The 23,527-nt window shown below is 55.4% G+C and carries 29 protein-coding genes, 1 rRNA gene, 1 pseudogene and 1 riboswitch; of the genes and pseudogenes, 29 read left to right on the top strand and 2 right to left on the bottom strand.

Going from position 1 to position 23,527, the window contains the following annotated elements; genetic code table 11:
* A partial coding sequence (locus J2Z49_RS13300) for a hypothetical protein (RefSeq protein WP_307403439.1) occupies positions 1-123 on the top strand: 123 nt, incomplete at its 5' end.
* Between the two features lie 323 nt (positions 124-446).
* On the opposite strand, the gene J2Z49_RS13295 is transcribed toward J2Z49_RS13300, so the two are convergent.
* Positions 447-1,865, bottom strand: coding sequence for an aspartate aminotransferase family protein (locus J2Z49_RS13295; RefSeq protein ID WP_307403433.1), 1,419 nt, complete (start codon positions 1,863-1,865; stop codon positions 447-449).
* Positions 1,866-2,145: 280 nt separating this feature from the next.
* Here J2Z49_RS13295 and ylxM point away from each other — a divergent pair, with 280 nt between their 5' ends.
* The 22 genes from ylxM (at position 2,146) to J2Z49_RS13185 (ending at position 18,815) form a co-directional block, all read left to right on the top strand.
* Positions 2,146-2,481 carry a YlxM family DNA-binding protein gene (gene ylxM, locus J2Z49_RS13290; RefSeq protein ID WP_307403432.1) on the top strand — a complete coding sequence of 112 codons (336 nt, stop codon included), beginning with the start codon at positions 2,146-2,148 and terminating at the stop codon, positions 2,479-2,481.
* A 4-nt stretch (positions 2,482-2,485) separates the two neighbouring features.
* Entirely contained in the window at positions 2,486-3,856 is a 1,371-nt protein-coding gene (gene ffh, locus J2Z49_RS13285; protein WP_307403430.1) for a signal recognition particle protein, read from the top strand.
* A 129-nt stretch (positions 3,857-3,985) separates the two neighbouring features.
* Entirely contained in the window at positions 3,986-4,252 is a 267-nt protein-coding gene (gene rpsP, locus J2Z49_RS13280) for a 30S ribosomal protein S16 (protein WP_072870793.1), read from the top strand.
* Positions 4,253-4,273: 21 nt separating this feature from the next.
* Positions 4,274-4,501: a KH domain-containing protein gene (locus J2Z49_RS13275; protein ID WP_307403428.1), complete on the top strand. Its 228-nt coding sequence runs from the start codon at positions 4,274-4,276 to the stop codon at positions 4,499-4,501.
* Between the two features lie 66 nt (positions 4,502-4,567).
* Positions 4,568-4,999: a YlqD family protein gene (locus J2Z49_RS13270; RefSeq protein ID WP_307403426.1), complete on the top strand. Its 432-nt coding sequence runs from the start codon at positions 4,568-4,570 to the stop codon at positions 4,997-4,999.
* Complete coding sequence (rimM, locus tag J2Z49_RS13265; RefSeq protein WP_307403437.1) at positions 4,992-5,501, top strand: ribosome maturation factor RimM; 510 nt, start codon at positions 4,992-4,994, stop codon at positions 5,499-5,501. Before J2Z49_RS13270 ends, rimM begins: the two co-directional genes overlap by 8 nt.
* 14 nt (positions 5,502-5,515) lie before the next feature.
* Positions 5,516-6,265: a tRNA (guanosine(37)-N1)-methyltransferase TrmD gene (trmD, locus tag J2Z49_RS13260; protein ID WP_307403435.1), complete on the top strand. Its 750-nt coding sequence runs from the start codon at positions 5,516-5,518 to the stop codon at positions 6,263-6,265.
* Positions 6,266-6,377: 112 nt separating this feature from the next.
* Positions 6,378-6,719 carry a 50S ribosomal protein L19 gene (gene rplS, locus J2Z49_RS13255; protein WP_307403424.1) on the top strand — a complete coding sequence of 114 codons (342 nt, stop codon included), beginning with the start codon at positions 6,378-6,380 and terminating at the stop codon, positions 6,717-6,719.
* Between the two features lie 71 nt (positions 6,720-6,790).
* The gene (gene lepB / locus J2Z49_RS13250; RefSeq protein WP_307403423.1) at positions 6,791-7,357 is read left to right on the top strand and encodes a signal peptidase I; all 567 of its coding nucleotides are present in this window, start codon (positions 6,791-6,793) and stop codon (positions 7,355-7,357) included.
* A gap of 12 nt (positions 7,358-7,369) precedes the next feature.
* Positions 7,370-8,218, top strand: coding sequence for a ribosome biogenesis GTPase YlqF (ylqF, locus tag J2Z49_RS13245; protein ID WP_307403422.1), 849 nt, complete (start codon positions 7,370-7,372; stop codon positions 8,216-8,218).
* A 112-nt stretch (positions 8,219-8,330) separates the two neighbouring features.
* Positions 8,331-8,936: a ribonuclease HII gene (locus J2Z49_RS13240; RefSeq protein WP_307403421.1), complete on the top strand. Its 606-nt coding sequence runs from the start codon at positions 8,331-8,333 to the stop codon at positions 8,934-8,936.
* Positions 8,937-9,062: 126 nt separating this feature from the next.
* Positions 9,063-9,419, top strand: coding sequence for an NADH-quinone oxidoreductase subunit A (locus J2Z49_RS13235; RefSeq protein WP_307403420.1), 357 nt, complete (start codon positions 9,063-9,065; stop codon positions 9,417-9,419).
* Positions 9,410-9,949 (top strand): NADH-quinone oxidoreductase subunit B, encoded by a 540-nt coding sequence (locus tag J2Z49_RS13230; RefSeq protein WP_307403419.1) that lies wholly within the window; start codon positions 9,410-9,412, stop codon positions 9,947-9,949. The genes J2Z49_RS13235 and J2Z49_RS13230 overlap by 10 nt, the downstream gene beginning before the upstream one ends.
* Complete coding sequence (locus tag J2Z49_RS13225) at positions 9,942-10,400, top strand: NADH-quinone oxidoreductase subunit C (protein WP_307403418.1); 459 nt, start codon at positions 9,942-9,944, stop codon at positions 10,398-10,400. Before J2Z49_RS13230 ends, J2Z49_RS13225 begins: the two co-directional genes overlap by 8 nt.
* 28 nt (positions 10,401-10,428) lie before the next feature.
* Positions 10,429-11,523: an NADH-quinone oxidoreductase subunit D gene (locus tag J2Z49_RS13220; RefSeq protein ID WP_307403417.1), complete on the top strand. Its 1,095-nt coding sequence runs from the start codon at positions 10,429-10,431 to the stop codon at positions 11,521-11,523.
* 25 nt (positions 11,524-11,548) lie between these two features.
* Positions 11,549-12,601: an NADH-quinone oxidoreductase subunit NuoH gene (gene nuoH, locus J2Z49_RS13215; RefSeq protein WP_307403416.1), complete on the top strand. Its 1,053-nt coding sequence runs from the start codon at positions 11,549-11,551 to the stop codon at positions 12,599-12,601.
* 4 nt (positions 12,602-12,605) lie between these two features.
* Positions 12,606-13,103 carry a NuoI/complex I 23 kDa subunit family protein gene (locus tag J2Z49_RS13210; RefSeq protein ID WP_307403415.1) on the top strand — a complete coding sequence of 166 codons (498 nt, stop codon included), beginning with the start codon at positions 12,606-12,608 and terminating at the stop codon, positions 13,101-13,103.
* A gap of 5 nt (positions 13,104-13,108) precedes the next feature.
* Complete coding sequence (locus J2Z49_RS13205; protein ID WP_307403414.1) at positions 13,109-13,627, top strand: NADH-quinone oxidoreductase subunit J family protein; 519 nt, start codon at positions 13,109-13,111, stop codon at positions 13,625-13,627.
* Positions 13,611-13,928 carry an NADH-quinone oxidoreductase subunit NuoK gene (gene nuoK / locus J2Z49_RS13200; protein WP_307403413.1) on the top strand — a complete coding sequence of 106 codons (318 nt, stop codon included), beginning with the start codon at positions 13,611-13,613 and terminating at the stop codon, positions 13,926-13,928. The genes J2Z49_RS13205 and nuoK overlap by 17 nt, the downstream gene beginning before the upstream one ends.
* Before the next feature lie 21 nt (positions 13,929-13,949).
* On the top strand, positions 13,950-15,869 hold the full coding sequence (gene nuoL / locus J2Z49_RS13195; protein WP_307403412.1) for an NADH-quinone oxidoreductase subunit L: 1,920 nt from the start codon (positions 13,950-13,952) through the stop codon (positions 15,867-15,869).
* Positions 15,870-17,387 carry a complex I subunit 4 family protein gene (locus J2Z49_RS13190; protein ID WP_307403411.1) on the top strand — a complete coding sequence of 506 codons (1,518 nt, stop codon included), beginning with the start codon at positions 15,870-15,872 and terminating at the stop codon, positions 17,385-17,387. It begins immediately after the preceding gene.
* Positions 17,388-18,815 (top strand): NADH-quinone oxidoreductase subunit N, encoded by a 1,428-nt coding sequence (locus J2Z49_RS13185; protein ID WP_307403410.1) that lies wholly within the window; start codon positions 17,388-17,390, stop codon positions 18,813-18,815. It abuts the gene before it with no gap.
* Between the two features lie 52 nt (positions 18,816-18,867).
* Here J2Z49_RS13185 and J2Z49_RS13180 read toward each other — a convergent pair whose 3' ends face one another.
* The gene (locus tag J2Z49_RS13180; protein WP_307403409.1) at positions 18,868-19,587 is read right to left on the bottom strand and encodes a superoxide dismutase; all 720 of its coding nucleotides are present in this window, start codon (positions 19,585-19,587) and stop codon (positions 18,868-18,870) included.
* A gap of 164 nt (positions 19,588-19,751) precedes the next feature.
* On the opposite strand from J2Z49_RS13180, the gene J2Z49_RS13175 reads away from it, so the two are divergent.
* From J2Z49_RS13175 to J2Z49_RS13150, 6 genes and pseudogenes are all read left to right on the top strand, one after another.
* Positions 19,752-20,189: a C-GCAxxG-C-C family (seleno)protein gene (locus J2Z49_RS13175; RefSeq protein ID WP_307403408.1), complete on the top strand. Its 438-nt coding sequence runs from the start codon at positions 19,752-19,754 to the stop codon at positions 20,187-20,189.
* A 25-nt stretch (positions 20,190-20,214) separates the two neighbouring features.
* A complete protein-coding gene (locus J2Z49_RS13170) occupies positions 20,215-20,577 on the top strand; it encodes a YraN family protein (protein WP_307403407.1) in 363 nt (120 codons plus the stop codon).
* 258 nt (positions 20,578-20,835) lie between these two features.
* Positions 20,836-20,942: riboswitch (glycine riboswitch) on the top strand.
* A 203-nt stretch (positions 20,943-21,145) separates the two neighbouring features.
* Positions 21,146-21,526 carry a glycine cleavage system protein GcvH gene (gene gcvH / locus J2Z49_RS13165; RefSeq protein ID WP_307403406.1) on the top strand — a complete coding sequence of 127 codons (381 nt, stop codon included), beginning with the start codon at positions 21,146-21,148 and terminating at the stop codon, positions 21,524-21,526.
* 10 nt (positions 21,527-21,536) lie between these two features.
* Positions 21,537-21,812: pseudogene (locus tag J2Z49_RS13160) on the top strand (aminomethyl-transferring glycine dehydrogenase subunit GcvPB); the annotation flags it as partial.
* A gap of 74 nt (positions 21,813-21,886) precedes the next feature.
* Positions 21,887-22,765, top strand: a complete 879-nt coding sequence (locus tag J2Z49_RS13155) for a lipoate--protein ligase family protein (RefSeq protein WP_307403405.1) — start codon at positions 21,887-21,889, stop codon at positions 22,763-22,765.
* Positions 22,766-23,040: 275 nt separating this feature from the next.
* A 16S ribosomal RNA gene (locus J2Z49_RS13150) occupies positions 23,041-23,527 on the top strand; the annotation flags it as partial.

Raw genomic sequence — 23,527 nt, 5'->3', positions numbered from 1 at the left:
GGCCTGGGTAAGGACTTTGTGGATAAGATTGCCGATGAAACTGTGGGCACCAGCGGCGAAGAGATCCTGCCCTTCCTGGAGGAGAAGGGGCATCCGGCCCTGAGCCTCCCGCCGCTGATCTGAGATGTGAGAAGTGAGAAGTGGGAAGTGGGATTAAGAAGGGATTGGCCCCTGGGGCCAATCCCCTTGAGAATACCCATTGCATGCTTACAGGTTTCTAACGGGTTCAAGCTCCCTTGGCAGAGCTTTAACCTTCCCCGGCCGTTGCGATTACGTTAATGGCCGGGGAATAAATCTCCTTGGCTGTTCCGGCATGGAGCTGGCCCTTCTTCATGCCGGATACCTCCCTTCGAGGGCTTATCATCCCACTACAAGTGTTGTGTGCCCGGCGCGTTAACAAGCCGGGCATTTTTTTATCTAAAGCTCGGCTTCCGTTAAAAGGCGAATTATTCCCGCTGGGTCAGGGATTTCAATATGGTCTTCACCCCGGAAGTGGCCATGCTCATAAAGCCCCGGTGTCGTTTGAAGATCTCCTCCAGGGCGGTTACTACCCGGTCGATTTGTTCCCGGGTAACGCAAAGGGGCGGCTCCAGGCGGATTACATTGGGATTGTTCAGGGTATAAGCAGTAATTATACCGTAGTTGTTTAAAAGTTCTCCAGCAACCAGACTGCCCGTATATTCTTCAGCCAGCTTGTTGGCCAGCCCGAAAGTAACTTTGGAGGCCAGGCCGCCTGGTTGATTGAATTCCAGGCCGATCATCAGGCCCCGTCCCCGTACCTCTTTCAGCAGGGGGAAGCGTTCCTGCAGTTCTTTAAGCCGGGCCAGGAAATAGGCGCCCTTTTCCCGGGCCTGTTCCACTAAATTTTCCTCGTAAATGACCTGGATGGTGGCCAGGGCTGCGGCGCAGGCCATAGCATTGCCCCCGAAGGTAGAAGTATGTAAGAGGGCCTTTTCCATCCCGCCGTAGGCTTTTTTCCAGATTTCGTCCGTGGTGATGTAGGCCCCCACGGGCATCATTCCGCCGCCCAAGGATTTGGCCAGGCACATGATGTCCGGCTCCACATTTTCCGCCTCGCAGGCAAACATATATCCCGTGCGGCCAAAGCCGGTCTGCACTTCATCGGCAATGAAAAGGGTGCCGTAACGGCCGCAAAGCTCCCGGGCCTTTCTCAGGTAGCCCGGTGGGGGCACGTTGATTCCACCTTCCCCTTGAATTGGTTCCACTATAAAGGCCGCGGCCTGCCGGGACTGCAGGGCCTTTTCCAGGGCCTGTAAATCCCCGAAGGGTATGGCCTGGCACTGGGGTAACAGGGGAGCAAAGGGTTTTTGATATTTTTCCCGCCCGGTGACTGAAAGAGCCCCCATGGTTTTCCCGTGGAAGGAACCCTGGCAGTAGATGACGCCGCTACGGCCCGTAGCCGCCCGGGCCAGTTTGATTGCTCCTTCCACGGCTTCCGCTCCGCTGTTGCAAAGAAAGGAGCGTTGCAGCCTGCCGGGGGTTATCAGGGCAAGATTGTGGGCAAGCGCGGCGGCAAGAATCCCCAGGGAAGCCTGGAGAATGTTGGGCAATGCCTGGACCCGCTGCAGGGCGGCCAGTACTTTGGGGTGGTTGTGTCCCAGGTTCAGGGCACCATAGCCGCCCAAAAAATCGAGGTATTCCCGGCCCTGGCTGTCCCACACCGAAATGCCCTGCGCCCGCACAAACAGCCTGTCAAAGCTTAGCAGTTCCAGCATGGTGGCCAGGCCGGCGTTAAGGTACTTTTTATGCAAATCCTTAACCTGTGCCCTGTCCAGGGAGAGGGCTTCCTGGAGAGCCAAAAGTCCCGCCGGCCTGTTCGTGGCAGGTTTAGCCTCTTTGGTCAATTATTCTCACCCCTGTTCGGCTGTCTAAAATCTTATTGATCCATAGTAATTGTTCAGTAAAACCGCTACCATCGGCACCATTGCGGGGTCACTGAACATTTACGTTCCATAACCATAATGCAGTAATGTTGCATACAGCCATATTATCACCGCTGGGGATTGCTGTCAAATGCATTCCGCTTGACAGGGTCGGGGGGATCCGATAAAATTTAGTGTAAAGTGTCTATCCTTTATAGGCTTTGCTCCAGTTTTGCATCTGGGGTCAGCAGGAGGACGGGGCATGGAAAAGTTGGCCTGGATGAACCTCCTTTATGATTTTTACGGGCAGTTATTGACCCAGCGTCAACAAAAGTTTGTGGAACTTTACTACGCCCACGATCTTTCCCTGGGCGAGATTGCCGAACAATTTGGTGTCAGTCGCCAGGCAGTTCACGACGTACTGAAAAGGGCGGAGCACATTCTCACCCGGTATGAAGAAAAACTGGGCCTGGTGGCCAAATTTATGGATCAGCGGCGCCGTCTGGGCGAAGCCCTGGCATTGCTGGGCGAAAATTGTTCGGTGAACGAGGAAATTCTATCGCGGGTACGGGAAATCCTGCGGGCTGTAATGGGGTGAGATTATGATATTTGCAGGCCTGGCTGAAAAGTTGCAGGAAACCTTCCGCAAGTTGAAAAGTAAAGGCCGGCTTACGGAGGCCGATGTGGACGAGGCTATGAAAGAAGTGCGCCGGGCCCTTCTGGCTGCCGATGTAAACTTCCAGGTGGTAAAAAGTTTTATCACTCGGGTTAAGGAGCGGGCGGTGGGTCAGGATGTACTGTCCAGTTTAACACCGGCTCAGCAGGTAATTAAAATTGTGCGGGACGAGCTGGCCAGCCTGATGGGTGGGACCCGGAGCAAGCTCAACCTGGCTCCCAAGCCGCCCACCGTGGTGATGATGGTGGGGCTGCACGGGGCAGGGAAAACCACCACGGCGGCCAAACTGGCCAACCTGATGCGCAAACAGGGGCGCCGCCCCCTGCTGGTGGCGGGCGACGTCTACCGCCCGGCGGCCATCAAACAATTACAAGTTCTGGGAGAACAGCTGAATATCCCGGTATTTTCCATGGGAGAGCGGCACAGCCCGGTGGACATTGCCCGGGCCGCCGTGGAACACGCCGTAAAACAGGGCCGGGACCTGGTAATCATTGATACGGCCGGACGGTTGGAAATAAATGAAGAGATGATGGCCGAGCTGGAGGCCCTCAAAGCTGCCGTGCGTCCCCACGAGATATTGCTGGTGGTGGATGCCATGACCGGCCAGGTGGCGGTTAATGTAGCCGAGACTTTCAACAAACGGCTGGGACTGGACGGGGTGGTGCTGACCAAGTTGGATGGTGACACCCGGGGTGGGGCGGCCCTGTCCATCAAGGCCGTTACCGGCTGCGCCATTAAGTTTGTAGGGGTGGGGGAAAAACTGGATGCCCTGGAACCCTTCCATCCCGACCGCATGGCCGACCGGATCCTGGGCATGGGCGATGTCCTTACCCTCATTGAAAAGGCCCAGGCCAATTTTGACGCCGAACAGGTGGCCCGGCTGAATAAAAAGATCCGCAGTGCCGACTTTACCCTGGATGATTTCCTGGAGCAACTCCAGGAAGTGAAAAAACTGGGGCCCATCCAGCAGATCATCAGCATGATCCCCGGGCTGGGCAATATGAAGAAGCTAAAGGAACTGGGGGATATTGACGACAAGGAACTGGTTTATGTGGAGGCCATCATTAAATCCATGACCCCCTGGGAGCGGGCCCATCCCCACGAGATCAACGGCAGCCGCCGCCGTCGCATTGCCCGGGGCAGCGGAACCACGGTACAAAAAGTTAACAGCGTTTTAAAGCAGTTTGAACAGACGCGCAAGATGATGCGCCAGCTGGCTGAAATGGGCAAGGGAGGCAAAAAAGGGGGCAAGCTGCCCAGAAACTTATTCCTGGGTAAAGATAACCCCTTATTTTAAGATATATCCTAATCAAGGTAAATATTCAGTAAAACCGTTATGAGGAGGATGCGGCGCTGTCGGCGCGTGATAGCGCCGCATCCAACCAGGTTCACTGAATATATACCCATTCAAGGAGGTGAAGTACCTGTGGCCGTTAAGATCAGGTTGAGAAGGATGGGGGCCAAGAAAAATCCCTTCTACCGTATTGTGGTGGCGGATTCCCGTTCCCCCCGGGACGGCCGGTTTGTGGAAGAGCTGGGGTATTATGATCCCTTGAAGGATCCGGCTGAAATTAGGATTGACGAAGCCAGGGCACTGAAATGGCTCAAAAACGGTGCCCAGCTTACCGATACCGCCCGGGCGTTGTTCCAGAAAGCCGGGTTGTTAAATAAGCCCGCCGGGGAGAGCCAGTAGTTTAGGGAGGTCTAATGTGTTATGAAGGAAGTAGTGGAGATCCTGGCCAAGGCCCTGGTGGATCAACCAGATAAGGTTAGCGTCAATATGATTGAAAAGGATAAATCCTGCCTGATTGAACTTAAGGTAGCCCCGGAAGACATGGGCAAGGTAATTGGCAAACAGGGTCGCATTGCCAGGGCCATCCGCACCGTGGCCAAGGCTGCGGCCGCCAGGCAGCGCAAAAAAGTTACTGTGGAGATAGTCTAGGGGAGGGCATGCTTACCCTCCCCTGTACATACATGCGTTTTTTGCCGTCGGTGAGGCGATAAACTTATGCATAAATTGACCATCATTTGCCCCGTGTTGGTTAAGGTTAAAATTACCGAGGGATACAAACAAAAATTAAGCACCGGTATCCAGCAAGCCATCCGCCAGATCGATGTGCAGATGCAGCACCTGGAATTTCAGGCCCGGCGCGTGGTGGCCGAGCTGGAAAAACAAAATCCCCAGGGTGTGCCCGCCGCCCGTAAGCAAATTGAACAGGAACGCGCCCGCCGGTTGGAAGCCCGGCAGAAACTGCTGGATAAACTAAAGGAAGTAGCCCGGCTGAATCCGGGGGAAGAGGTAGTTCACGGGCAACTCCAGAGTCTGGTGGAATTAAAAGTCGGAGATAACTTTCAGGAAACTACCGGGATGGAGGTCGTCCTGGAGGATGGCGTGGTCATAGATATCCGGCCAACCGGAGGGAATGCCCTTGATGGTTGATTACATTAACATAGGCAAGATCGTTACCACCCAGGGTCACCGGGGGGAAGTGCGGGTTCTCCCCCTTACCGATTTTCCCGAGCGCTTTGAACAAATGGACCAGGTGTTAATATACCACAACGGGGAAAGAAAAACTTATCACATTGAGAAAACCTGGCGCCACAAAGGCTTTATTATACTCAAGTTCAGGGAAGTGCCGGACATGAATGCGGCCCTGGCCCTGAAAGGAGCCTTATTGCAGGTAACTACTGAACAACTGGTTGCCCTTCCCGAAGATACGTACTACATTTTTGAGATTATCGACCTGGACGTATATACCCAGGGTGGTGAGTGGTTGGGAAAGGTTACCGATGTATTAACCACCGGTGCCAATGATGTATATGTGGTGCAGGAGGAGGATAAACGCCCCCTGCTGATACCTGCTTTGAAAAGCGTGGTCCGGAATATTGACCTGAACCAGAAGCGCATGGTGGTGGACCTGCCTCCGGGCCTGCGGGACTAGTGGGTGAACTAGAAATGGTGGTAGATATATTAACCCTTTTCCCGGAAATGTTTGCCGGTCCTTTTGACGCCAGCATTATTAAAAGGGCCCGGGAGAAGGGGCTTGTAGAGATCAACCTGATCAACATCAGAGATTTTTCCTGGAATAAGCATCGTACCGTGGATGACACCCCTTACGGAGGTGGGGTGGGCATGGTGATGGCCGCGGGCCCCCTGTTTGAGGCTATGGACTGGATCCGTACCCGGCGGGGAGATCCCGGCAGAATCATTTTGCTGTGTCCGGCCGGCCGCCTCTTCAACCAGGAGGTGGCGGCGGAACTGGCCCGGGAGAAACACCTGGTCCTCATCTGTGGTCATTACGAGGGTATTGACGAGCGGGTGGCGGAACACCTGGTCACGGACGAGATCTCCATTGGCGATTATGTGCTCACCGGCGGGGAGTTACCGGCCATGGTGGTGGTAGATGCCGTATGCCGCCTGATTCCCGGGGTGCTCGGGGAAAGTGCCTCGGCACAAGAAGAGTCCTTTGCTGACGGCCTGCTGGAATATCCCCACTACACCAGGCCCAGGGAATACCGGGGCTACAGAGTACCGGAAGTGCTCTTAAGCGGTCATCACGAAAAAATCCGCCTCTGGCGGCGGCGCCAGTCTTTGCTGCGCACCCTGGCCAGCCGTCCTGACTTGCTGGCCAGGGCTTCCCTGACCGAGGAGGACAGGAAAATCCTTACTTCGGTTCTGGAAGAATTAAAAAGCCTGATTCAGTAATGCCTTGCTTTGCTGGTAATCGCTGTGCTATAATTTATTCTGTTGATTTACGGACGGTCCGGTGTTGGACTTGATCATATGACCGTCGTCTAGCAGGAAAGGGGGGCGTTAGATGAACCTGATTCAATCCCTGGAACAGGAGCAAATGAAAACTGATATTCCCGATTTTCGTCCCGGGGACACCGTAAGGGTGCATGTGAAAGTGGTGGAAGGAAACCGGGAACGGATTCAGGTATTTGAAGGGGTAGTTATCCGTCGTCGTGGCGGTGGCCTGAGCGAAACCTTTACCGTACGCCGGGTTTCCTACGGAGTGGGAGTAGAAAGGACTTTTCCATTGCATTCTCCGAGGATTGAACGCATCGAGGTGGTACGGCGGGGCCAGGTACGCCGGGCCAGGCTTTATTACCTGCGTCAACTGCGGGGCAAGGCCGCCCGCATCCGGGACAGAAGATAGTTGTTATTCACCCAGGGGACTGCCGCGACAGTCCCTTTTTGGCTTTTCGCCTGATGGGAGGGAAGCAATCTATGGAGGAAGTGGAACGCGAGGCGAATCTGGCCGAAACAGCCCGGCAACCGGAAGGCAAAAAATCTACTTTCGGGGAAATTATTGAGTCGGTAGTTGTGGCTGTACTTCTGGCTGCCGTAATCAGGCTTTTTATTTTAGCCCCCTTTTATATCCCGTCGGGCTCCATGGAACCGACCTTGCAAGTAGGGGACCGCATCATTGTCAGCAAGCTTGCCTACCGTTTTGGCGAACCCCGGCGCGGTGATATTGTGGTCTTCAAGTACCCTTTGGACCCCAGCCGGGATTTCGTAAAACGGCTCATTGGTTTGCCCGGAGAAACGGTGGCCCTGCGCAACAACCACCTTTATATTAACGGGCGCCTGGTAGCGGAAGATTACTTACCCCAGGACATCCATTTTGCCGATTTTGGTCCCGTGCAGGTTCCTCCCGGCTATTACTTAATGCTGGGCGACAACCGTAACAACAGCGATGACAGCCGGGTCTGGGGTTTCCTGCCCCGGCAAAACATCGTTGGAAAGGCCATCCTGGTCTACTGGCCTCTCGAGCGTATCGGGTTATTGCATTAAAGGTGATCAAATATGTCCATTCAGTGGTTCCCCGGCCACATGGTCAGGACCAGGCGGCTGGTTCAGGAAAACCTGAAACTGGTGGATGTGGTCATTGAACTATTGGATGCCCGGATTCCGGCCAGCAGCCGCAACCCGCTCATCGGTAAAATCGTGGGCGGGAAACCCCGCCTGGTGGTGCTGAATAAGGAGGACCTGGCCGACCCGCATTTTACCCGCCTCTGGCTGGACTGGTTTCGTGGCCGTGGCCTGCCGGCCCTGGCGGTGGACTCTACCCGCAAAAAGGGCGTGGCGGAAGTCCCCATCCTGGTAAGACGCCTGGTGGAAGATAAGATAGCTTCCCTGGCCGCCCGCGGCAGGCGCCCCCTCAATCCCCGCTGTATGGTGGTGGGTATACCCAATGTGGGCAAATCCTTTTTTATTAACGCCCTGGCAGGTTCCCGGGTTACCCGCACGGGCAACCGCCCCGGCGTTACCAGGGGGCAGCAATGGATCCGCCTCGCCAGGGAGGTGGAGCTGCTGGATACCCCCGGGGTGCTCTGGCCCAAATTTGATGATCCCCAGGTAGGCTTGAAATTGGCCGCCACCGGTGCGATTAAAGAAGAGGTTTTTGATGTAGAGGAGGTTGCCGCCTGGCTGGCGGAGTGGCTGTTGCAATCATTTCCTGCTTCTTTAAAGGAGCGTTACCGTTTGGAAGAGCTTCCGGCTCAAGGTCACCGGGTGCTGGAGTTAATTGGTGCCAGAAGGGGGCTGGTGGGACCGGGAGGTGCCGTGGACAGCTACCGGGCCGCCGTTCACTTGTTAAAGGAGTTTCGGGAAGGCCGCCTGGGGCGGTTTACACTGGATGTCCCGCCTGGATAATGAAAAAAAGGGATTAAAAAATCTTTCCCCCGGGGAGGGATTTGTGTCTAAACCGCGAAAAATTTACTTAAATATATTTATGTAGCTTGAGCGAAAGAAAGGCCTGACTTACTTGGATAGTTTGGAAAGCTGGTACCGTTACGAAGAAGAGCTCCTGGACCAGGGTTATTCCCTGGTGGCCGGGGTGGATGAAGCCGGTCGGGGTCCCCTGGCCGGACCGGTGGTGGCGGCGGCCGTGATTTTGCCCGGCCGGGTGTTCCTCCCCGGGCTAAACGACTCCAAGAAGGTTTCCCCCGGGCGGAGGGAGGACCTGGCCCACCGGATTAAACAGGTGGCTCTGGATTGGGCCATCGGCATCTCTACCGTTAACGAAATAGAGCTTTTAAACATTCATTTTGCCTCCCTTTTGGCCATGCGCCGGGCAGTACAGGGTTTATCGGTGGTGCCACAGTTCTTGCTCGTAGATGGCCGCTTTACCTTGGATTTATCTTTGCCCCAGCGAGCCCTGGTGGGGGGAGACGCCTCCAGTGCTTCTATTGCCGCGGCATCCATTCTGGCCAAGGTTACCAGGGACCAGCTCATGCAGGTCTGCCACTATCTCTACCCGCAGTACGGGTTTGACCGTCACAAAGGCTATCCCACTTCCGCTCACCGGCAGGCCCTGGCCCGCTGGGGGCCGTGCCCGTTGCACCGGCCCGGCTTTCGTGGAGTGCGGTAGTTTTTACAGGCGGGTAATTTCCTTGCACCGGGGAGTTACAGAATTCACAAGTCATTTTTTACCGGGACTGAAAAACAGCCCGGTTTGATATGTAGTGAATTTACTTGGGAAAGGGGGGAGATAAGGGTGCTTTCGGAATGGGCGGGGGTACTGTTATTTCTCATCGGTGGGTTGCTTGTTGGTGGCGGAGCTATAGTAACCAGTTATTTGATTCACCCGCGTCGTTATCAGGGGCAGAAGTATGAACCCTATGAGTGCGGCGTGGACACCATTGGCCCCACCTGGGTGCAGTTCAAGACCAGCTATTTCCTCTACGCTTTGCTTTTTGTCATTTTCGACGTGGAAACAATTTACCTGTATCCATGGGCCGTCAAGTTCCAGAGCCTGGGGTTGTTTGCTTTTATTGAAATGATTATCTTCCTCTTCATTTTAATTGTGGGCCTCTGGTATGCCTGGAAGGAAGGAGCGTTAGAATGGAAGTGACCAAGGATAACCACCCGGTGGAAAGGCTGACGAAGGACCCGGCAGTTGTCGATGAGGTCAAGCGATTGGTTCATATCGCCCCTTTGGAAAAGCTCCTGAATATTGCCCGGGCCCATTCCCTGTGGCCGCTGGGCTTCGGCCTGGCCTGCTGTGCCATTGAGGCCCTGATGGCTACCAACGCTTCACGCTTTGATCTCTCCCGTTTCGGATACGAGGTGATGCGCGGAACCCCGCGGCAGGCAGATGTGATGGTTGTGGCGGGTACGGTAACCAAGAAGGCGGCCCCCTTTGTGGTGCGGCTCTATGAGCAGATGAGTGAGCCCAAGTGGGTTATTGCCGTGGGGAGCTGTGCTATTTCCGGGGGGCCCTTTGTAGATTCCTATTATGTTGTTCCCGGTGTGGATAAGCTTTTGCCGGTGGATGTTTATGTACCCGGCTGCCCGCCCCGGCCCGAGGCGGTTATCGAAGGCTTTCTGATGCTGCGGGATAAAATCAAGAATCCAAAGGTGGTGACGCTGCCCCGTGGCTAGTTATGAACCGCCTGCGCAGTTGCTGGAAGCGCTAAAAGAAAAATTCCCCGCGATTGAGATCGTTGGGGAAGGGGTGCTCCTTGTTCCCGCCGGAGATCTCATTCCCGTGATGACTGAATTAAAGGAAAACCCCGAATATGCATTTGATTTTCTGACCAACCTCACGGCAGCCGATTACCCGGATCGGTTTGAGGTTGTTTATAACCTGGTCTCCTTTAAACACAATCACACCCTGATGGTCAAGGTGAAGCTGGAGGACAAAGAGAATCCTGCCGCACCTTCCCTGTGCCCGCTCTGGGGTGGGGCCAAATGGCAGGAACGGGAGGTATACGATTTGATGGGGATCAACTTTACGGGTTATCCCGGCCATCCCACCCGTATCCTCCTGGACGATAGCTTCAAGGGCCACCCCTTGCGCAAGGATTTTCAATGGGAAGGTGGCAGGGAGTAGCCTTCCACGATTTTCGGGAGGTGTGTAAATGAAAACCCAAACTTACGTGCTAAACATGGGCCCACAGCATCCCAGCACCCACGGTGTGTTCCGGATTATCCTGGAACTGGACGGCGAGGTGGTGGTGAAGGCCACTTCCGTTCCCGGCTACCTGCACCGGGGTATTGAAAAGCTGGCGGAAGCCCGGACCTACACCCAGGTAATTCCCTACACCGACCGCATGGACTACCTGGCCTCGATGCTCATGAACTGGGGTTATGTGGCAGCGGTGGAAAAGCTGATGGGGATCGAAGTGCCCGAGAGGGCTGAATATATCCGGGTTATTGTGGGTGAGCTTTCCCGGATTGCCAGCCATTTGGTGGCCGTAGGTACCTACAGCGTGGACATCGGCGGGTTTACCGGATTTCTTTATTGCTTCCGGGACCGGGAGCGGGTGCTGGACCTCCTGGAGATGGTTTCCGGTTCCCGCATGACCTTCAGCTATTTCCGCATTGGGGGAGTAGCCGATGATTTACCCCCCGAGTTTTTCCCACCCCTGGAAAAATTCTTGAAAGATCTTCCCTCCCTGTGCGACGAATACGACGGCCTGATTACGGGCAACGAGATCTTCCAGGCCCGAACAAAATATGTCGGGATCATCACTCCCGAGATGGGTATCAATTACAGCCTGAGCGGTCCTGTTTTAAGGGGCAGCGGTATTCCCTACGACCTGCGCAAGGTGCGTCCCTATGGGGTATACGACCGTTTTGATTTTGAAGTACCGGTGGGGAAAAACGGGGACTGCTTTGACCGCTTTGTCTGCCGGATCAAAGAAATTCGCCAGTCGGCCCGCATCATCCAGCAGGCGATAGAGGGCCTGCCTGAAGGCCCCATTATGGCTAAAATGCCCAAAGTGATTAAACCCCCCGTCGGGGAGGCCTATGCGGAAATTGAAAGCTCCAAGGGCATCCTGGGTTGTTATGTAGTTAGCGACGGCAGCCCCAAGCCCTACCGGGTGCATTTCCGCCGGCCCTCCTTCATTAACCTGGGCTATCTGGATGAATTGCTGGTGGGCTGGAAGATTGCCGACGTCATTGCTATCCTGGGTAGTCTAGATATAGTTCTGGGCGAAGTTGACTGCTAAAAAATGGAGTTAGGGGAGAAGAGGCATGGGTGAAAATATTTTTACCGGTATTGCCGCGGGCCTGCGAACCTACCTGGCCGGTGCCGGTGTGCCTCCCTTGGCCAGTGAATTTATCGTCATGGTCGTTAAGCTACTGGCAGTTATTATATTTGTTTCCCTCAACGTCGTCTGGCTGGTGTACATGGAACGGAAGGTCGCGGCTTATATCCAGTGCCGGATCGGACCCAACCGGGTTGGTCCCAAGGGTCTGCTCCAGACTGTAGCAGACGTAGTGAAACTTCTGGCCAAGGAAATTATTATCCCGCGGCGGGTGGATAAGTTCGTCTATCTGGCCGCTCCCATACTTGTATTTGTTCCCCCGATGATGGCCTTTGCCGTCATTCCCTGGGGAGAGGGCATGGCTCCCATTGACCTGAACATCGGCGTCTTCTACATCCTGGCCGTAGCCTCCCTTTCCACCATTATCTTCTGGATGGGCGGCTGGTCCTCCAACAACAAATACTCCCTGGTGGGCGGCATGCGGGTGGTGGCCCAGATGGTCAGCTACGAGCTGCCCCTGGTACTGTCCCTGCTGGGAGTAATCATGCTTACCGGAACCCTGAGTATTACCGAAATTGTCAATGCCCAGCGCGGCACGTGGTTCATCTTTGCGCAACCCCTGGCCTTCCTGATTTACTTCATTGCCGGGGTGTCCGAGGTCAACCGTACCCCCTTCGACCTGGTAGAAGGTGAGTCGGAGATAATTGCCGGTCCCTATACCGAATACAGCGGTATGGGCTATGCCATGTACATGCTGGCGGAATACGGCAGCATGATGGTCATTTCCTGCATGTGCACCATTATGTTCCTGGGCGGCTGGCTTGCCCCCTTCGGTTGGACCTTCCTGCCATCCTGGTTCTGGTTCTTTATCAAGGTCTACGCCATGATCTTCATCTTTATGTGGTTGCGCTGGACCTACCCCCGTATCCGGGTTGACCAGTTAATGGGTTTTGGATGGAAGGTGCTGGTGCCGCTTTCCCTGGCCAACATTTTTGTCACCGGTGTGGGCATGTACATCTACCGGGCGATAGGGTGGTGATTAGATGTTCGGACAAGGACTGTTAAAGGGCCTGGCCATCACCTGGAAGGAACTGTTTACCAGGAAGGTAACTGTGCAATATCCAGAGGAAAAGGTTCCCCTGCCTGAACGTTATCACGGTCGCTTTGAACTGGATGTGGATAAATGCATTGCCTGCGGTCTGTGTGCCAATGCCTGTCCCAACAAGGTAATTCAGATCACCAAGGAGAAGGTGGGCAAAAAGCAGTACCTGACCAAGTATGTCATGCGTATCGAATATTGCCTGTTTTGCGGACTGTGCGTGGAGTCGTGCAATAAAGACGCCCTTAAGTTCAGTCATGTAATCAACATGAATCAGTACTACCGGGACAAGGTTCGCCTTGTGCTGGTGGATCGTCCTGCTCCCGAAGCTTTACCCGAGGAGGAGCCGGCGGAAGCCGCTGCCGAACATCCGGCGGGGGCCCGGGCCAAGACCGCCAAGGCAGAAGTAGCCGCCGGCAAGGCTCCTGGTGAGGAGGGTTAATTTATATGGAAGGCATTTGGATGACTGCCGCTTTCTACCTGCTGGCCGCGACCATCCTGGGATCGGCCCTCCTGGTGGTCATGCTTAGAAATATTGTGCACTCGGTGCTCTGGCTGGCGGTATGCTTTGTGGCCATGGCCGGCCTGTTCCTGACCCTGGACGCCGATTTTCTGGCCGCGGTGCAGGTACTGGTGTATGCCGGTGCGGTGTGTATCATGGTGGTCTTCGGTATCATGCTCATCCAGCGCGGCGATATGGGGAGCACCAACCTGTTTAACAGCCAGACCAAAGCCGCGGCAGGGGTGGTGGCTCTGGTGCTGGTCGTTTGCGGTTATCTTGCCGCAACTACCCCGTGGGTGAGCCCGGCAGTAGCCGTACCGGAAAAAACCGTAGAAAACATTGCCGAAATTATGTTGAGCAAGTACGTAATTCCCTTTGAAGTAGCTGCCATTCTCCTGCTGGTGGCCCTGGTGGGAGCCATTTTCCTGGCCAAGGAGGTAAAAGCCGATGCTCACAACGATTAGCCTCACCCACTACATGGTGCTATCGGCGCTGCTTTTTGGTATTGGTCTTTTTGGCGTACTGGCCAAAAGGAATGCCATCGCAGTGCTCATCTGTATTGAGTTGATGCTCAATGCCGTGAACATTAACCTGGTGGCCATCAGCAAGTATATTACCCCCACCCTTTTCCTGGGCCAGCTCTTTGCCATTTTCGTAATCACGGTGGCCGCTGCCGAAGTGGGGGTTGGATTGGCCATCATTATTGCCATCTACCGCAACAGGGTATCGGTTAACCTGGATGACTTTGACTGGCTTAAGTGGTAGGAAAGGTGGGTGTCCAACGAGATGGTTGAATTTGCGATGCAGCACGCCTGGCTGGTACCCCTGCTGCCTGCTCTGGCCTTTTTAGCCATCGTCTTTTTGACCAGGCCCTGGCCCATGCTCAGCGCTCTGGTGGCCGTGGCCGGGATAGTGGGTGCCTTTATCGTTTCAGCCTTTGCCGCCTATGGCGTGTTTACCAACCCGGAATTTACGGAAAAACCCCTGGTCTACGCTGTCCGGTGGTTTTCCATGCCCGGCCTGCAGATAGACGTAGGGGTGCAGCTTGATCCCGTATCGGCCATGATGATTTTCATGGTTTCCATGGTGGCGTCCTTGATCTTCATCTACGCCATCGGTTACATGAAAGGCGATCCCGGCTTTTCGGTGTTCTTCTCCTACGTTTCCCTCTTTGCTGCCTCCATGCTCCTGCTGGCCATTTCCAGCAACCTGCTGGAAATGTTTGTGGCCTGGGAACTGGTCGGTCTTTGCTCCTACCTGTTGATCGGTTTTTACAGCCACAAGATTTCCGCCCGGGAGGCGGCAAAGAAGGCCTTTATCACCTGCCGTATTGCCGACTTCGGTTTATTGCTCGGGCTTTTATCGCTGCAAATTGTCTTTGGCACTTTGAACCTGGTGGAGCTTTCCGAAAAAATTGCCCACTTTGAGCAATATACCACTTTCGGCGTGTTAAGCCTTATTGCCGTGCTGGTGTTTATCGGGCCCATCGGTAAGTCGGGCCAGTTCCCCCTGCACGTATGGTTGCCGGATGCCATGGAAGGCCCCACCCCGGTCAGCGCCCTGATCCACGCCGCTACCATGGTGGTGGCCGGTGTCTACCTGGTGGCCCGGACCATGTTCCTCTTCCACGAAGTGCCCAATGCCATGGAACTGGTGGCCATCACCGGTGGTTTTACGGCCCTGTTTGCCGCCACCATTGCCGTCACCCAGCGGGAAATCAAGCGCATTCTGGCCTACTCCACGGTCAGCCAGATTGGTTATATGATGCTGGCCCTGGGGGTGGGCAGCATGACGGCCAGTCTGTTCCACATGTGGACCCATGCCTTCTTTAAAGCCCTCATGTTCCTGGGCGCCGGCAGCGTGTTGCATGCTCTGCACCATAAGGCGGACGTGTGGGAGATGGGCGGCCTGATCAAAAAAATGCCCATTACCGGCTGGACTTTTGTCATTGGTGGCCTGGCCATAGCCGGTATTCCCCCCTTTGCCGGGTTCTGGAGCAAGGACGAAATCCTGGCCATGACCCTGGAGAGCGGACATTATGTCCTCTTTGTCATGGCTGCCTTTACCGCTTTCCTGACCGCCTTTTACATGTGGCGGCTAATCTTCCTGACCTTCTTTGGCGACGAGAATCCGGAGAACCACCCGCACGAGTCTCCTCCGGTAATGACCCTGCCCTTGATCGGCCTGGCTATTTTATCTGCCGTTGGCGGTCTGGTGGGGACTCCCTGGGCGCCCTACTGGGGCGAGTGGATCTTCTTTGGGCATCCTCACCACGTAGAGCCCAACTACTGGGTCATGATCGGCTCCATCGTGCTGGCTGCAGCCGGTATTTACCTGGCCTACCAGCTCTACTGTGTGGATAAGACCAAAGCCAGGGCAAAGGATCTGGCCGAACGTTACAAGCACATCTACACTATCCTGTACAACAAGTACTATATTGATGAAATATACCTCTGGTTCAACCATACCATCATTGATGGTGCGGCCAAACTGTTCTACCTGTTCGACATCTACGTGGTGGACGGCGTTATCGTCAACGGCCTGGGCGCACTGACCTGCCTGTTTGGCGAAGGCCTGCGGGTTAGCAACACCGGCCGGCTCCAGAACTACGCCCTGGTGTTTTTCCTGGGTGTGCTGGCCGTGGTCGTTCTCCTGGCCTTTACCGGTCCTTCGGCTGCCAGCCTGATTGTGGGGGGTGTGAAGTAAATGGAAGGCTTCCCCGTTTTACTAACCATCCTGCTTGCTCCCGTGGTGGCAGCGGTGATCATGGCTTTTATTCCCCGGGAGGAGCACATGCTCATCAAGTGTATCGCGGCCACGGGAACCTTCATTTCCATGGCCCTGTCCCTGTACGTGTACTTTGCCTACGACCAATCCCTGGGCGGCTTGCAGTTTGTGCAGCAGGTGCCCTGGATTAAAGACCTGGGCGTCACTTTCTTCCTGGGCGTGGACGGTATCAGCCTGCCCATGCTGTTGCTGACCAACCTGATTGGTTTTTCGGCGGTTTTTGCCTCCTGGAATGTCGACCACCGTCCGCGGGACTTCTTCATCCTGCTGTGCCTCTTGATCACCGGTGTGATGGGCACCTTTGTGGCCCAGGACCTGTTTATCTTCCTGCTCTTCTACGAAGTGGTGGTCATTCCCATCTACATCCTGGTGATCATCTGGGGTAGCACCAAGCGGGTCACCAAGGAATACGCCGGTATGAAGCTGACCATCTACCTTTTGATTGGTTCGGCCTTCCTGCTGGTGGGCGTGATTGCCCTGTTTGTGAAGACTGCGGCCATTACCGGCGCGCCCGACATGAGCTTCACGGGCCTGGCCCGGGCCGCCCAGGGGTTGAGCGAATTCGACCAGAAATGGCTCTTTGCGCTCATGCTCTTTGGGTTTGGTTCGCTGCTCTCCATGTGGCCCTTCCACTCCTGGTCGCCCGACGGTTACGCCGGCGCTCCCACGGCGGTGAGTATGATTCACGCCGGGGTGCTGAAAAAGATCGGTGGTTACGGCTTAATTCGCATCGCCCTTTATGTCCTGCCGGTGGGAGCTAAATTCTGGGCACCGGTGATTGCCGTGCTGGGTGTATGTGGCGTGGCCTACGCGGCCATGGCAGCCCTGGCCCAGAAAGACCTCAAGTATATTGTCGGTTACTCCAGCGTGAGTCACATGGGTTATGTGCTCCTGGCCGTGGCTTCCCTGAACGTCATTGGCCTGAACGGCGCCGTGGCCAACATGTTTGCCCACGGTATCATGGCGGCACTGTTCTTTTCCACCATCGGCTTCATTTACGAAAAGACCCATACCCGCTGGATTCCCGATCTGGGCGGTTTGGCCCGGCAGACACCCCGCCTGGCCGTGGCCTTCATGCTGGCGGCCATGGCTTCCCTGGGTCTGCCCGGCCTGGTGAGCTTTATACCCGAGTTTACCATCTTTGTGGCCTCCTTTAAGGTTTACGGGGGCCTTGCCGTGGTGGCCATTGCCGGGATTATCATCACCGCCCTTTATGCCTTGCGGGCCGGTGCCAACACCCTTTTTGGGCCGCCCCGTCCTGAGTATGACTCTTTGAAGGACATCCGGGGTCCCGAGCTGGTGCCCCTGGCCGTACTGGGTACCGTTCTGGTGATGGGCGGTCTTCTCCCCTTCCTGCTCTTCGACATGGTCAATAGCGGCATCGTGCCCCTGATGGCTGAGATTAGCGGTGCGCTTCAGTTAGGGGGGAGTTTCTAGATGAATGTGGGTCTCTCGTTGTTGGCGCCTGAGATTGCCATGGCCATCCTGGGCCTTGGTGTACTGATCCTGGGGTTGCTCGTTCCCAAAGGCTCCCGTCACGGCCTGGGCTGGGTTACGGCCCTGGGACTGCTGGGAGTGCTGGGGTTGACCATCGCCGGGTGGAACAATCAGGGTTCCCTTTATGAAGGCATCTTTATCGTGGACCGGTATGCCATCTTCTTCAAGGTAACCTTCCTCACGGCGGCCTTTCTGGTCACCCTGGGCTGTATGCGCTACGTTGACGAGATGGGCGATCAAAGTGAGTATTACAGCATGATGCTGTTTGCCACCCTGGGGATGATGGTGCTGGCCTCGGCCGGAGACTTCATGACCCTTTACCTGGGGCTGGAGCTCATGACCATTGCCTTTATCGTGCTGGTGTGCTTCCGCCGTACCGAAACCAGGTCGGTGGAAGCCGGCATTAAATACATCCTCCTGGCGGGAATGTCCTCGGCGGTGCTGCTGTACGGCCTGAGCCTGGTTTACGGGGTGACCGGGTCGGTGAGCATCTCCGAAGTGAGCCGGGCGGTAACCACAGAGCCCGTGCCAGCCATGATCCTGGGCGTGGCCATGCTGGTGGCAGGCCTGGGTTTCAAGATTTCCGCCGTGCCCTTCCATATGTGGACGCCGGACGTATACGAAGGGGCACCCACACCGGTGACCTCCTTCCTGGCCGTGGGTTCCAAGGCGGCCTCCTTTGCCGTCCTGTTGCGGGTGTTTGTAGCGGCCCTGCCGGGGCTCTGGGCCCACTGGACCATGCTGGTGGCCATCCTTTCGGCTGTTACCATCATTGTAGGCAACCTGGTGGCCATCCCTCAGACCAACATCAAGCGCCTGCTGGCCTACTCCAGTATAGCCCAGGCAGGTTACATCCTGGTCGGTCTAGTTACTGCCAGTGAAGCCGGGATTAAGGGCGTAATGTTCTACGCTTTCCTGTATGCCTTTGCTACCATCGGCGCTTTTACCGTAGTAACTTATTTCTACAGTGTCACCGGCAGTGACGAAATCAAGGACTATGCGGGTTTGAGCCAGCGCTCCCCCTTAATGGCTGCGGTAATGGTCATCTCCATGCTCTCCATGGCCGGTATTCCGCCCCTGGCGGGCTTTGTGGGCAAATTCTATCTCTTCAAGACCGTTGTGGACAATTACCTGTGGCTGGCCTTCATCGGCCTGATCATGAGCATGGTGTCGGTTTACTACTACCTGCGGGTAGCCCTGGTCATGTACCGTGACGAACCGGTTGATAATACGCCCATTTCTTTGAGCGGCCCGGTGGCCCTGACCCTGATTATCACCATGGTGGCCACCCTGGTGCTGGGCATTTATCCCGGACCGTTGTCGGAAGTAGTCAACACGGCGGCCCATTCCTTCTTCTTTTTGCCCTAGAAATTAGAATAAAGAACTTATAACTTAAGCGGGGTTTCAATGCCCCGCTTTTTTACCGTCCTTGCACCAGGGCATGAAAGCGCGCGCTGACCACGGCCCAGTTTATGTTCTGGAAGAAGGATTCAATGTAGCTCCGGCGGTCGGTACCGTAATCCATATAATAAGCATGTTCGTACACGTCCAAAACAAGGATGGGCTGCGTGCGAACAAAAATACCCGCATTATGGGCATCGGCCGAGTAGTTGTGCAAAAAGCCGTCGTCCTGGTCGTAGGACAGGATCACCCACCCCCGTGAGGCCAGCCCCGAAGCTTTAAAATCGTTTTCCCAAAACTCGTAAGAGCCGTAACTTAAAACAATGGCTTCATAAAGGGCACCCGTGGGCTGCCCGCCCGGCCCTCCCAGGTTGCCAAAATAAAGCTCGTGAAGCTTCACCCCGTTGGTGGCGTAGCTCTCTTCCACCTTCAGTTCCCGCAGCGGGCTGTACGTGGAGTTGGCCAACGCACGGTCTACCGTACGCAGGCGGTTACGAATTTCGTTGGTTTTGTTGACATAACCCTCATAAAGTTTATAGTGCTCCTGAATGGTCCGGGCGGAAATACCTCTTAAGCGAAGTAACTCCGGCAGCAGTGGCTTGGCCCTGACCGGGGTGAACGCTCCTCCGTAGGGCGGGTAATCCATGTCACCCGGGTGAACCGTCTGCCTGTCGCCCGCCATGTGTTCCTCCTGGAGGTGCCTTTTGCTGGTATAGCGCCCGGTAATCTGGCCATCCATACGGAATCTCCTCCCGTAAATTTCTTGTTATTATATGAGTTTCTCATTCCAGATGTTTCCTTACCGGTATTGTTTATAACTTCTTAATCAGCTTAGAAAGGACTAAGAGGATGTTTGGAGAAATAAACCAACAACGTGATTAATCCAGAACGGAGTGGTGCAAAATGGCTGAAGATCTGGCTCTTGAAGCAAGGAACAGGGCAGGGAACTACTTCCGTGAGGGCTATAACTGTGCCGAGTCCATTTTTTTGACTTTCCGGGAAGTGGTGGTCCCGGAGGTGGAACGGGATCTCGTCCGCCTGGCCACCGGCTTTGGGGGCGGGCTGGGACACGCGGGTTGCCTTTGCGGGGCGCTGACTGCTTCCACCATGGTTCTTGGCCTGCTTTGTGGGCGTACCGATCACCGGCAGGACCGCCACCGGGCCTATGAATTGGCAAGGAACTTCCACGATCGTTTTGAGGAAAAGTTCGGAGCGACCTGTTGCCGGTCCTTGAACCCCCATCCCTTTGATACACCGGAACACCTGCGCCATTGCCTGAAGATTACCGGTAACACGGCCAGGCTGCTCATGGAGTACCTGCAGGAGAAAAATTTAATTTAATGCCTGGCTCAAAGGGGGGAGGTCGGTGACCCTGCAAAGAAAAAACCAGGGGCGTAAGGGAGAGGAAGAGGCGGCCCGTTACCTGGCCGGGCAGGGCTACCGCCTGTTGAAGCGTAATTTTCGCTGCCCCCATGGGGAAGTGGACATCATTGCCCTGGACGGCCTTACACTGGTCTTTGTGGAGGTGCGCAGCAGGACAACGGATAATTTTGGCCTGCCCCAGGAAAGCGTGGGCCGGGAAAAACAGGCCAGAGTGCGCCGGGTGGCCCGCTACTACCTGGCGGCGAGCGGGGGACACCGGGGGCCGGTACGTTTCGATGTCCTGGCCATTAAATATGGGCTTAACGGACGGGTGGAATCCCTGGAGCATATAAAAAATGCTTTTTGAAAAAATGGGACGGTAAAAATTTTTTGCCGGCAGGAGGAAAATCACGCCCGGTGTGGAAACAAAAAAACTGCCAGTATGCACTCTGAAAGCCCGGTGTAGCCACGGAACGTGAACGTACTGAAGTTTGCTTGAGCAACTAACTGGGCAAGATAACCGTCCGGCAGTCAGGATGGCGTTTAATGGAAAACTTAAAATGCCGGATGAGGGCTGCTTGAAGGGCGATTAACCTTTTTTAATCCTTCGCCCGGTAAAGCAGCAGGACGGGCCTCTGGAGAGATTCCTTCCCTTTAGGAAGGAACACCGACGGGGCAAGTTTCCCGTAAGCGGGAAATGAAACTCTCAGGTTCCAGGACAGAGGAGATGGGTGTGTTCGCTCTCCCCTGTCTTTGTTTTTTTGGGGGAGTTGGCCATACTAATGTCAGGTTGGTTGGGAGGTACCTGCCATGGAAAATTTGCAGAAAACTGCAGGCCAAAGTAGTACCATTACATTTTTACCGGCGAAAGTAGTAGTCTTTACTGGCGGGCCTGGCTAAAATTACCCCTAAAGTCTATTGAAGGAGGTTTTGTCATGTATCCTGACGACCTGAAATATTCCAAAGATCACGAATGGATCCGCGTGGAGGAGAACCGTGGAACCGTAGGCATTACCTTTTATGCCCAGGAGTCCCTGGGGGATGTGGTCTACGTAGACCTGCCCCAGGTTGGGGATGAAGTGGCTGCCGGGGAGTCCTTCGGTACGGTGGAATCGGTGAAATCGGTTTCCGACCTCTATTCCCCGGTAAGCGGTAAAGTGGTGGAGGTTAATCAGGGAGTCATTGATCACCCCGATTTGATCAACAAGGACCCCTATGGCGATGGCTGGTTGATCATGGTTGAAATGTCCGACCCTGGGGAGCTGGACGACCTGATGGACGCCAAAGCCTATGAGGAATTGGTGAAAAAGAGTTGATCTACAAAAGACCCTGGATATGGCCAAACGGCTTTTAGACCGCGGGTTTAACCCGCCAACCATTTACTTCCCGTTGATCGTGGAAGAAGCAATGATGATCGAGCCCATAGAAACGGAAAGCAAGGAAACCCTGGACCGTTTCATTGCCTCCATGATCGAGATTGCCCGGGAGGTGGAGGAAGATCCCGAAAAGGTAAAGGGTGCCCCCTGCACCACCTACCTGGGACGGCTGGACGAAGCGACTGCCGCCCGCAAGCCCGACCTGCGCTGGCGTGCCGGGAGCTGATGGTATAACGGTGTATCGGTAAGAGGGCCGGGCGGTTCTCCAGCCCGGGCCGCCTGAGAAAGGAGAGGGTAGATTTGTTTAGCGGGGAAACAAAAGCCGCTGCGGCTGCGTGGCCCCGTCAATGGCGTTTGCTGGAGACGGGAGCTGGCGACGGGGCCACCAATATGGCCGTGGATGAAGCCATTTTAGTTCATCACAGCCGGGGTGAGGTGCCGCCCACATTGCGTTTTTACCGGTGGGATCCACCCACCCTGTCCCTGGGGTACTTTCAAAATGCCGACCGGGAAGTAGACCGGGAAGCCTGCCGGCGCATGGGCATTGGCCTGGTACGCCGCCCTACCGGAGGCCGGGCCGTTCTCCACGACCGGGAAGTAACCTATAGCGTTATCATTGCCCAGAAATTCCTGCCCGGCAGTGTGCTGGAAACATACCGTCTGTTGAGCCAGGGACTGGTGGCCGGTTTGCGGTTGCTGGGGGTAGAGGTGGACTTGTTCAGTCCTGGCAAAACGCAGCGGGAATTGCGGTCAAAATTATCGGCCGCCTGTTTCGACTCCCCCTCGGGATATGAAGTAGCGGTAGCGGGCAAGAAACTGGTGGGGAGCGCCCAGGTCCGGCAGCGGGGAATCATTCTGCAGCACGGTTCCATACTGCTCAGTGTAGATGAAGAGAAACTTTTTACCGTCCTGGCCTTTCCCTCGGAAGCGGTGCGCCAGCGGGTGAAGGCGGCTTTTGGAGCGAAGGCCACCGCACTGGACCGGGTACTGCCCCAGGCACCCGGCTACGACCAGGTTTGCCGTGTTGTGGCCCAGGGATTTGCCACGGCTCTAGGCATCGATCTAATTCCGTCAGAACTGACCGCGGGTGAGCGTCTCACGGCCCGAAAACTGGCGCTCGAGAAATATAGTTATTTGAACTGGCACAAACAAGGCATATGGGAGGACATATCCCTATAAATTACCTGTTGATCTTTCGGTGCCAGTGCATTATCATATTTACTTGCCAACGGTAATTAGCAAGTAAAAAATGGCTCTTGACTCAACCAGCAATAATGTGATACAATTACACTTGCGCGTTGAGCGCGGGTAATGGTCCTTGAAAACTAAACAGGGAGGAAGAAGGAAAGGGGAAGGTATGGCGGAAGCGCCTTTTTATGGGGGTGCGGAAGCGGCCTGAACCTTGCAGGAAAGGCGAGCAGTAATTCCGAAGGAGCATGGACGGACTTGAAGAATTAATGGAGAGTTTGATCCTGGCTCAGGACGAACGCTGGCGGCGTGCCTAACACATGCAAGTCGAGCGGTCCAGCACTCAACTCGGTGTGTACGTGATGCAGAAGAGAAACCCTTTCACCCGGGAGGGAAGAAGGGGGGTAGTGCATCAGGTATACAGCGAGTTGAGTGCTGGATAGCGGCGGACGGGTGAGTAACGCGTGGATAACCTGCCCATTAGACCGGGATAACGCCGGGAAACTGGCGCTAATACTGGATACGCTCCTCTGGTCGCATGGCTGGGGGAGGAAAGGCCGAGCACTCAACCCGGTGTTTGCATGGCGGTCTTACGGAAGGCAATCTCCCGGGAGGGGGGGTAGCGGGTAAGGCGACATGTAGGCAGCGGGTTGAGTGCTGGCCGCTAATGGATGGGTCCGCGTCCCATTAGCTAGATGGTGGGGTAACGGCCTACCATGGCGACGATGGGTAGCCGGCCTGAGAGGGTGACCG

Origin of the sequence: Desulfofundulus luciae (assembly GCF_030813795.1) — a bacterium.
GTDB lineage: Bacteria > Bacillota > Desulfotomaculia > Desulfotomaculales > Desulfovirgulaceae > Desulfofundulus > Desulfofundulus luciae.
Note: the sequence above shows the minus strand (reverse complement) of the source record. Positions and strands in the feature narration are given on the sequence as shown.

Coding starts and splice junctions, on each gene's coding strand:
- ylxM (WP_307403432.1), top strand. CDS start 2,146: ATGGAAAAGTTGGCCTGGATGAACCTCCTTTATGATTTTTACGGGCAG.
- J2Z49_RS13220 (WP_307403417.1), top strand. CDS start 10,429: ATGAAAACCCAAACTTACGTGCTAAACATGGGCCCACAGCATCCCAGC.
- J2Z49_RS13270 (WP_307403426.1), top strand. CDS start 4,568: ATGCATAAATTGACCATCATTTGCCCCGTGTTGGTTAAGGTTAAAATT.
- gcvH (WP_307403406.1), top strand. CDS start 21,146: ATGTATCCTGACGACCTGAAATATTCCAAAGATCACGAATGGATCCGC.
- rimM (WP_307403437.1), top strand. CDS start 4,992: ATGGTTGATTACATTAACATAGGCAAGATCGTTACCACCCAGGGTCAC.
- J2Z49_RS13180 (WP_307403409.1), bottom strand. CDS start 19,587: ATGGATGGCCAGATTACCGGGCGCTATACCAGCAAAAGGCACCTCCAG.
- ffh (WP_307403430.1), top strand. CDS start 2,486: ATGATATTTGCAGGCCTGGCTGAAAAGTTGCAGGAAACCTTCCGCAAG.
- trmD (WP_307403435.1), top strand. CDS start 5,516: ATGGTGGTAGATATATTAACCCTTTTCCCGGAAATGTTTGCCGGTCCT.
- J2Z49_RS13175 (WP_307403408.1), top strand. CDS start 19,752: ATGGCTGAAGATCTGGCTCTTGAAGCAAGGAACAGGGCAGGGAACTAC.
- nuoL (WP_307403412.1), top strand. CDS start 13,950: ATGGTTGAATTTGCGATGCAGCACGCCTGGCTGGTACCCCTGCTGCCT.
- J2Z49_RS13210 (WP_307403415.1), top strand. CDS start 12,606: ATGTTCGGACAAGGACTGTTAAAGGGCCTGGCCATCACCTGGAAGGAA.
- lepB (WP_307403423.1), top strand. CDS start 6,791: ATGGAGGAAGTGGAACGCGAGGCGAATCTGGCCGAAACAGCCCGGCAA.
- nuoH (WP_307403416.1), top strand. CDS start 11,549: ATGGGTGAAAATATTTTTACCGGTATTGCCGCGGGCCTGCGAACCTAC.
- nuoK (WP_307403413.1), top strand. CDS start 13,611: ATGCTCACAACGATTAGCCTCACCCACTACATGGTGCTATCGGCGCTG.
- rplS (WP_307403424.1), top strand. CDS start 6,378: ATGAACCTGATTCAATCCCTGGAACAGGAGCAAATGAAAACTGATATT.
- J2Z49_RS13275 (WP_307403428.1), top strand. CDS start 4,274: ATGAAGGAAGTAGTGGAGATCCTGGCCAAGGCCCTGGTGGATCAACCA.
- J2Z49_RS13205 (WP_307403414.1), top strand. CDS start 13,109: ATGGAAGGCATTTGGATGACTGCCGCTTTCTACCTGCTGGCCGCGACC.
- J2Z49_RS13190 (WP_307403411.1), top strand. CDS start 15,870: ATGGAAGGCTTCCCCGTTTTACTAACCATCCTGCTTGCTCCCGTGGTG.
- J2Z49_RS13230 (WP_307403419.1), top strand. CDS start 9,410: ATGGAAGTGACCAAGGATAACCACCCGGTGGAAAGGCTGACGAAGGAC.
- J2Z49_RS13185 (WP_307403410.1), top strand. CDS start 17,388: ATGAATGTGGGTCTCTCGTTGTTGGCGCCTGAGATTGCCATGGCCATC.
- ylqF (WP_307403422.1), top strand. CDS start 7,370: ATGTCCATTCAGTGGTTCCCCGGCCACATGGTCAGGACCAGGCGGCTG.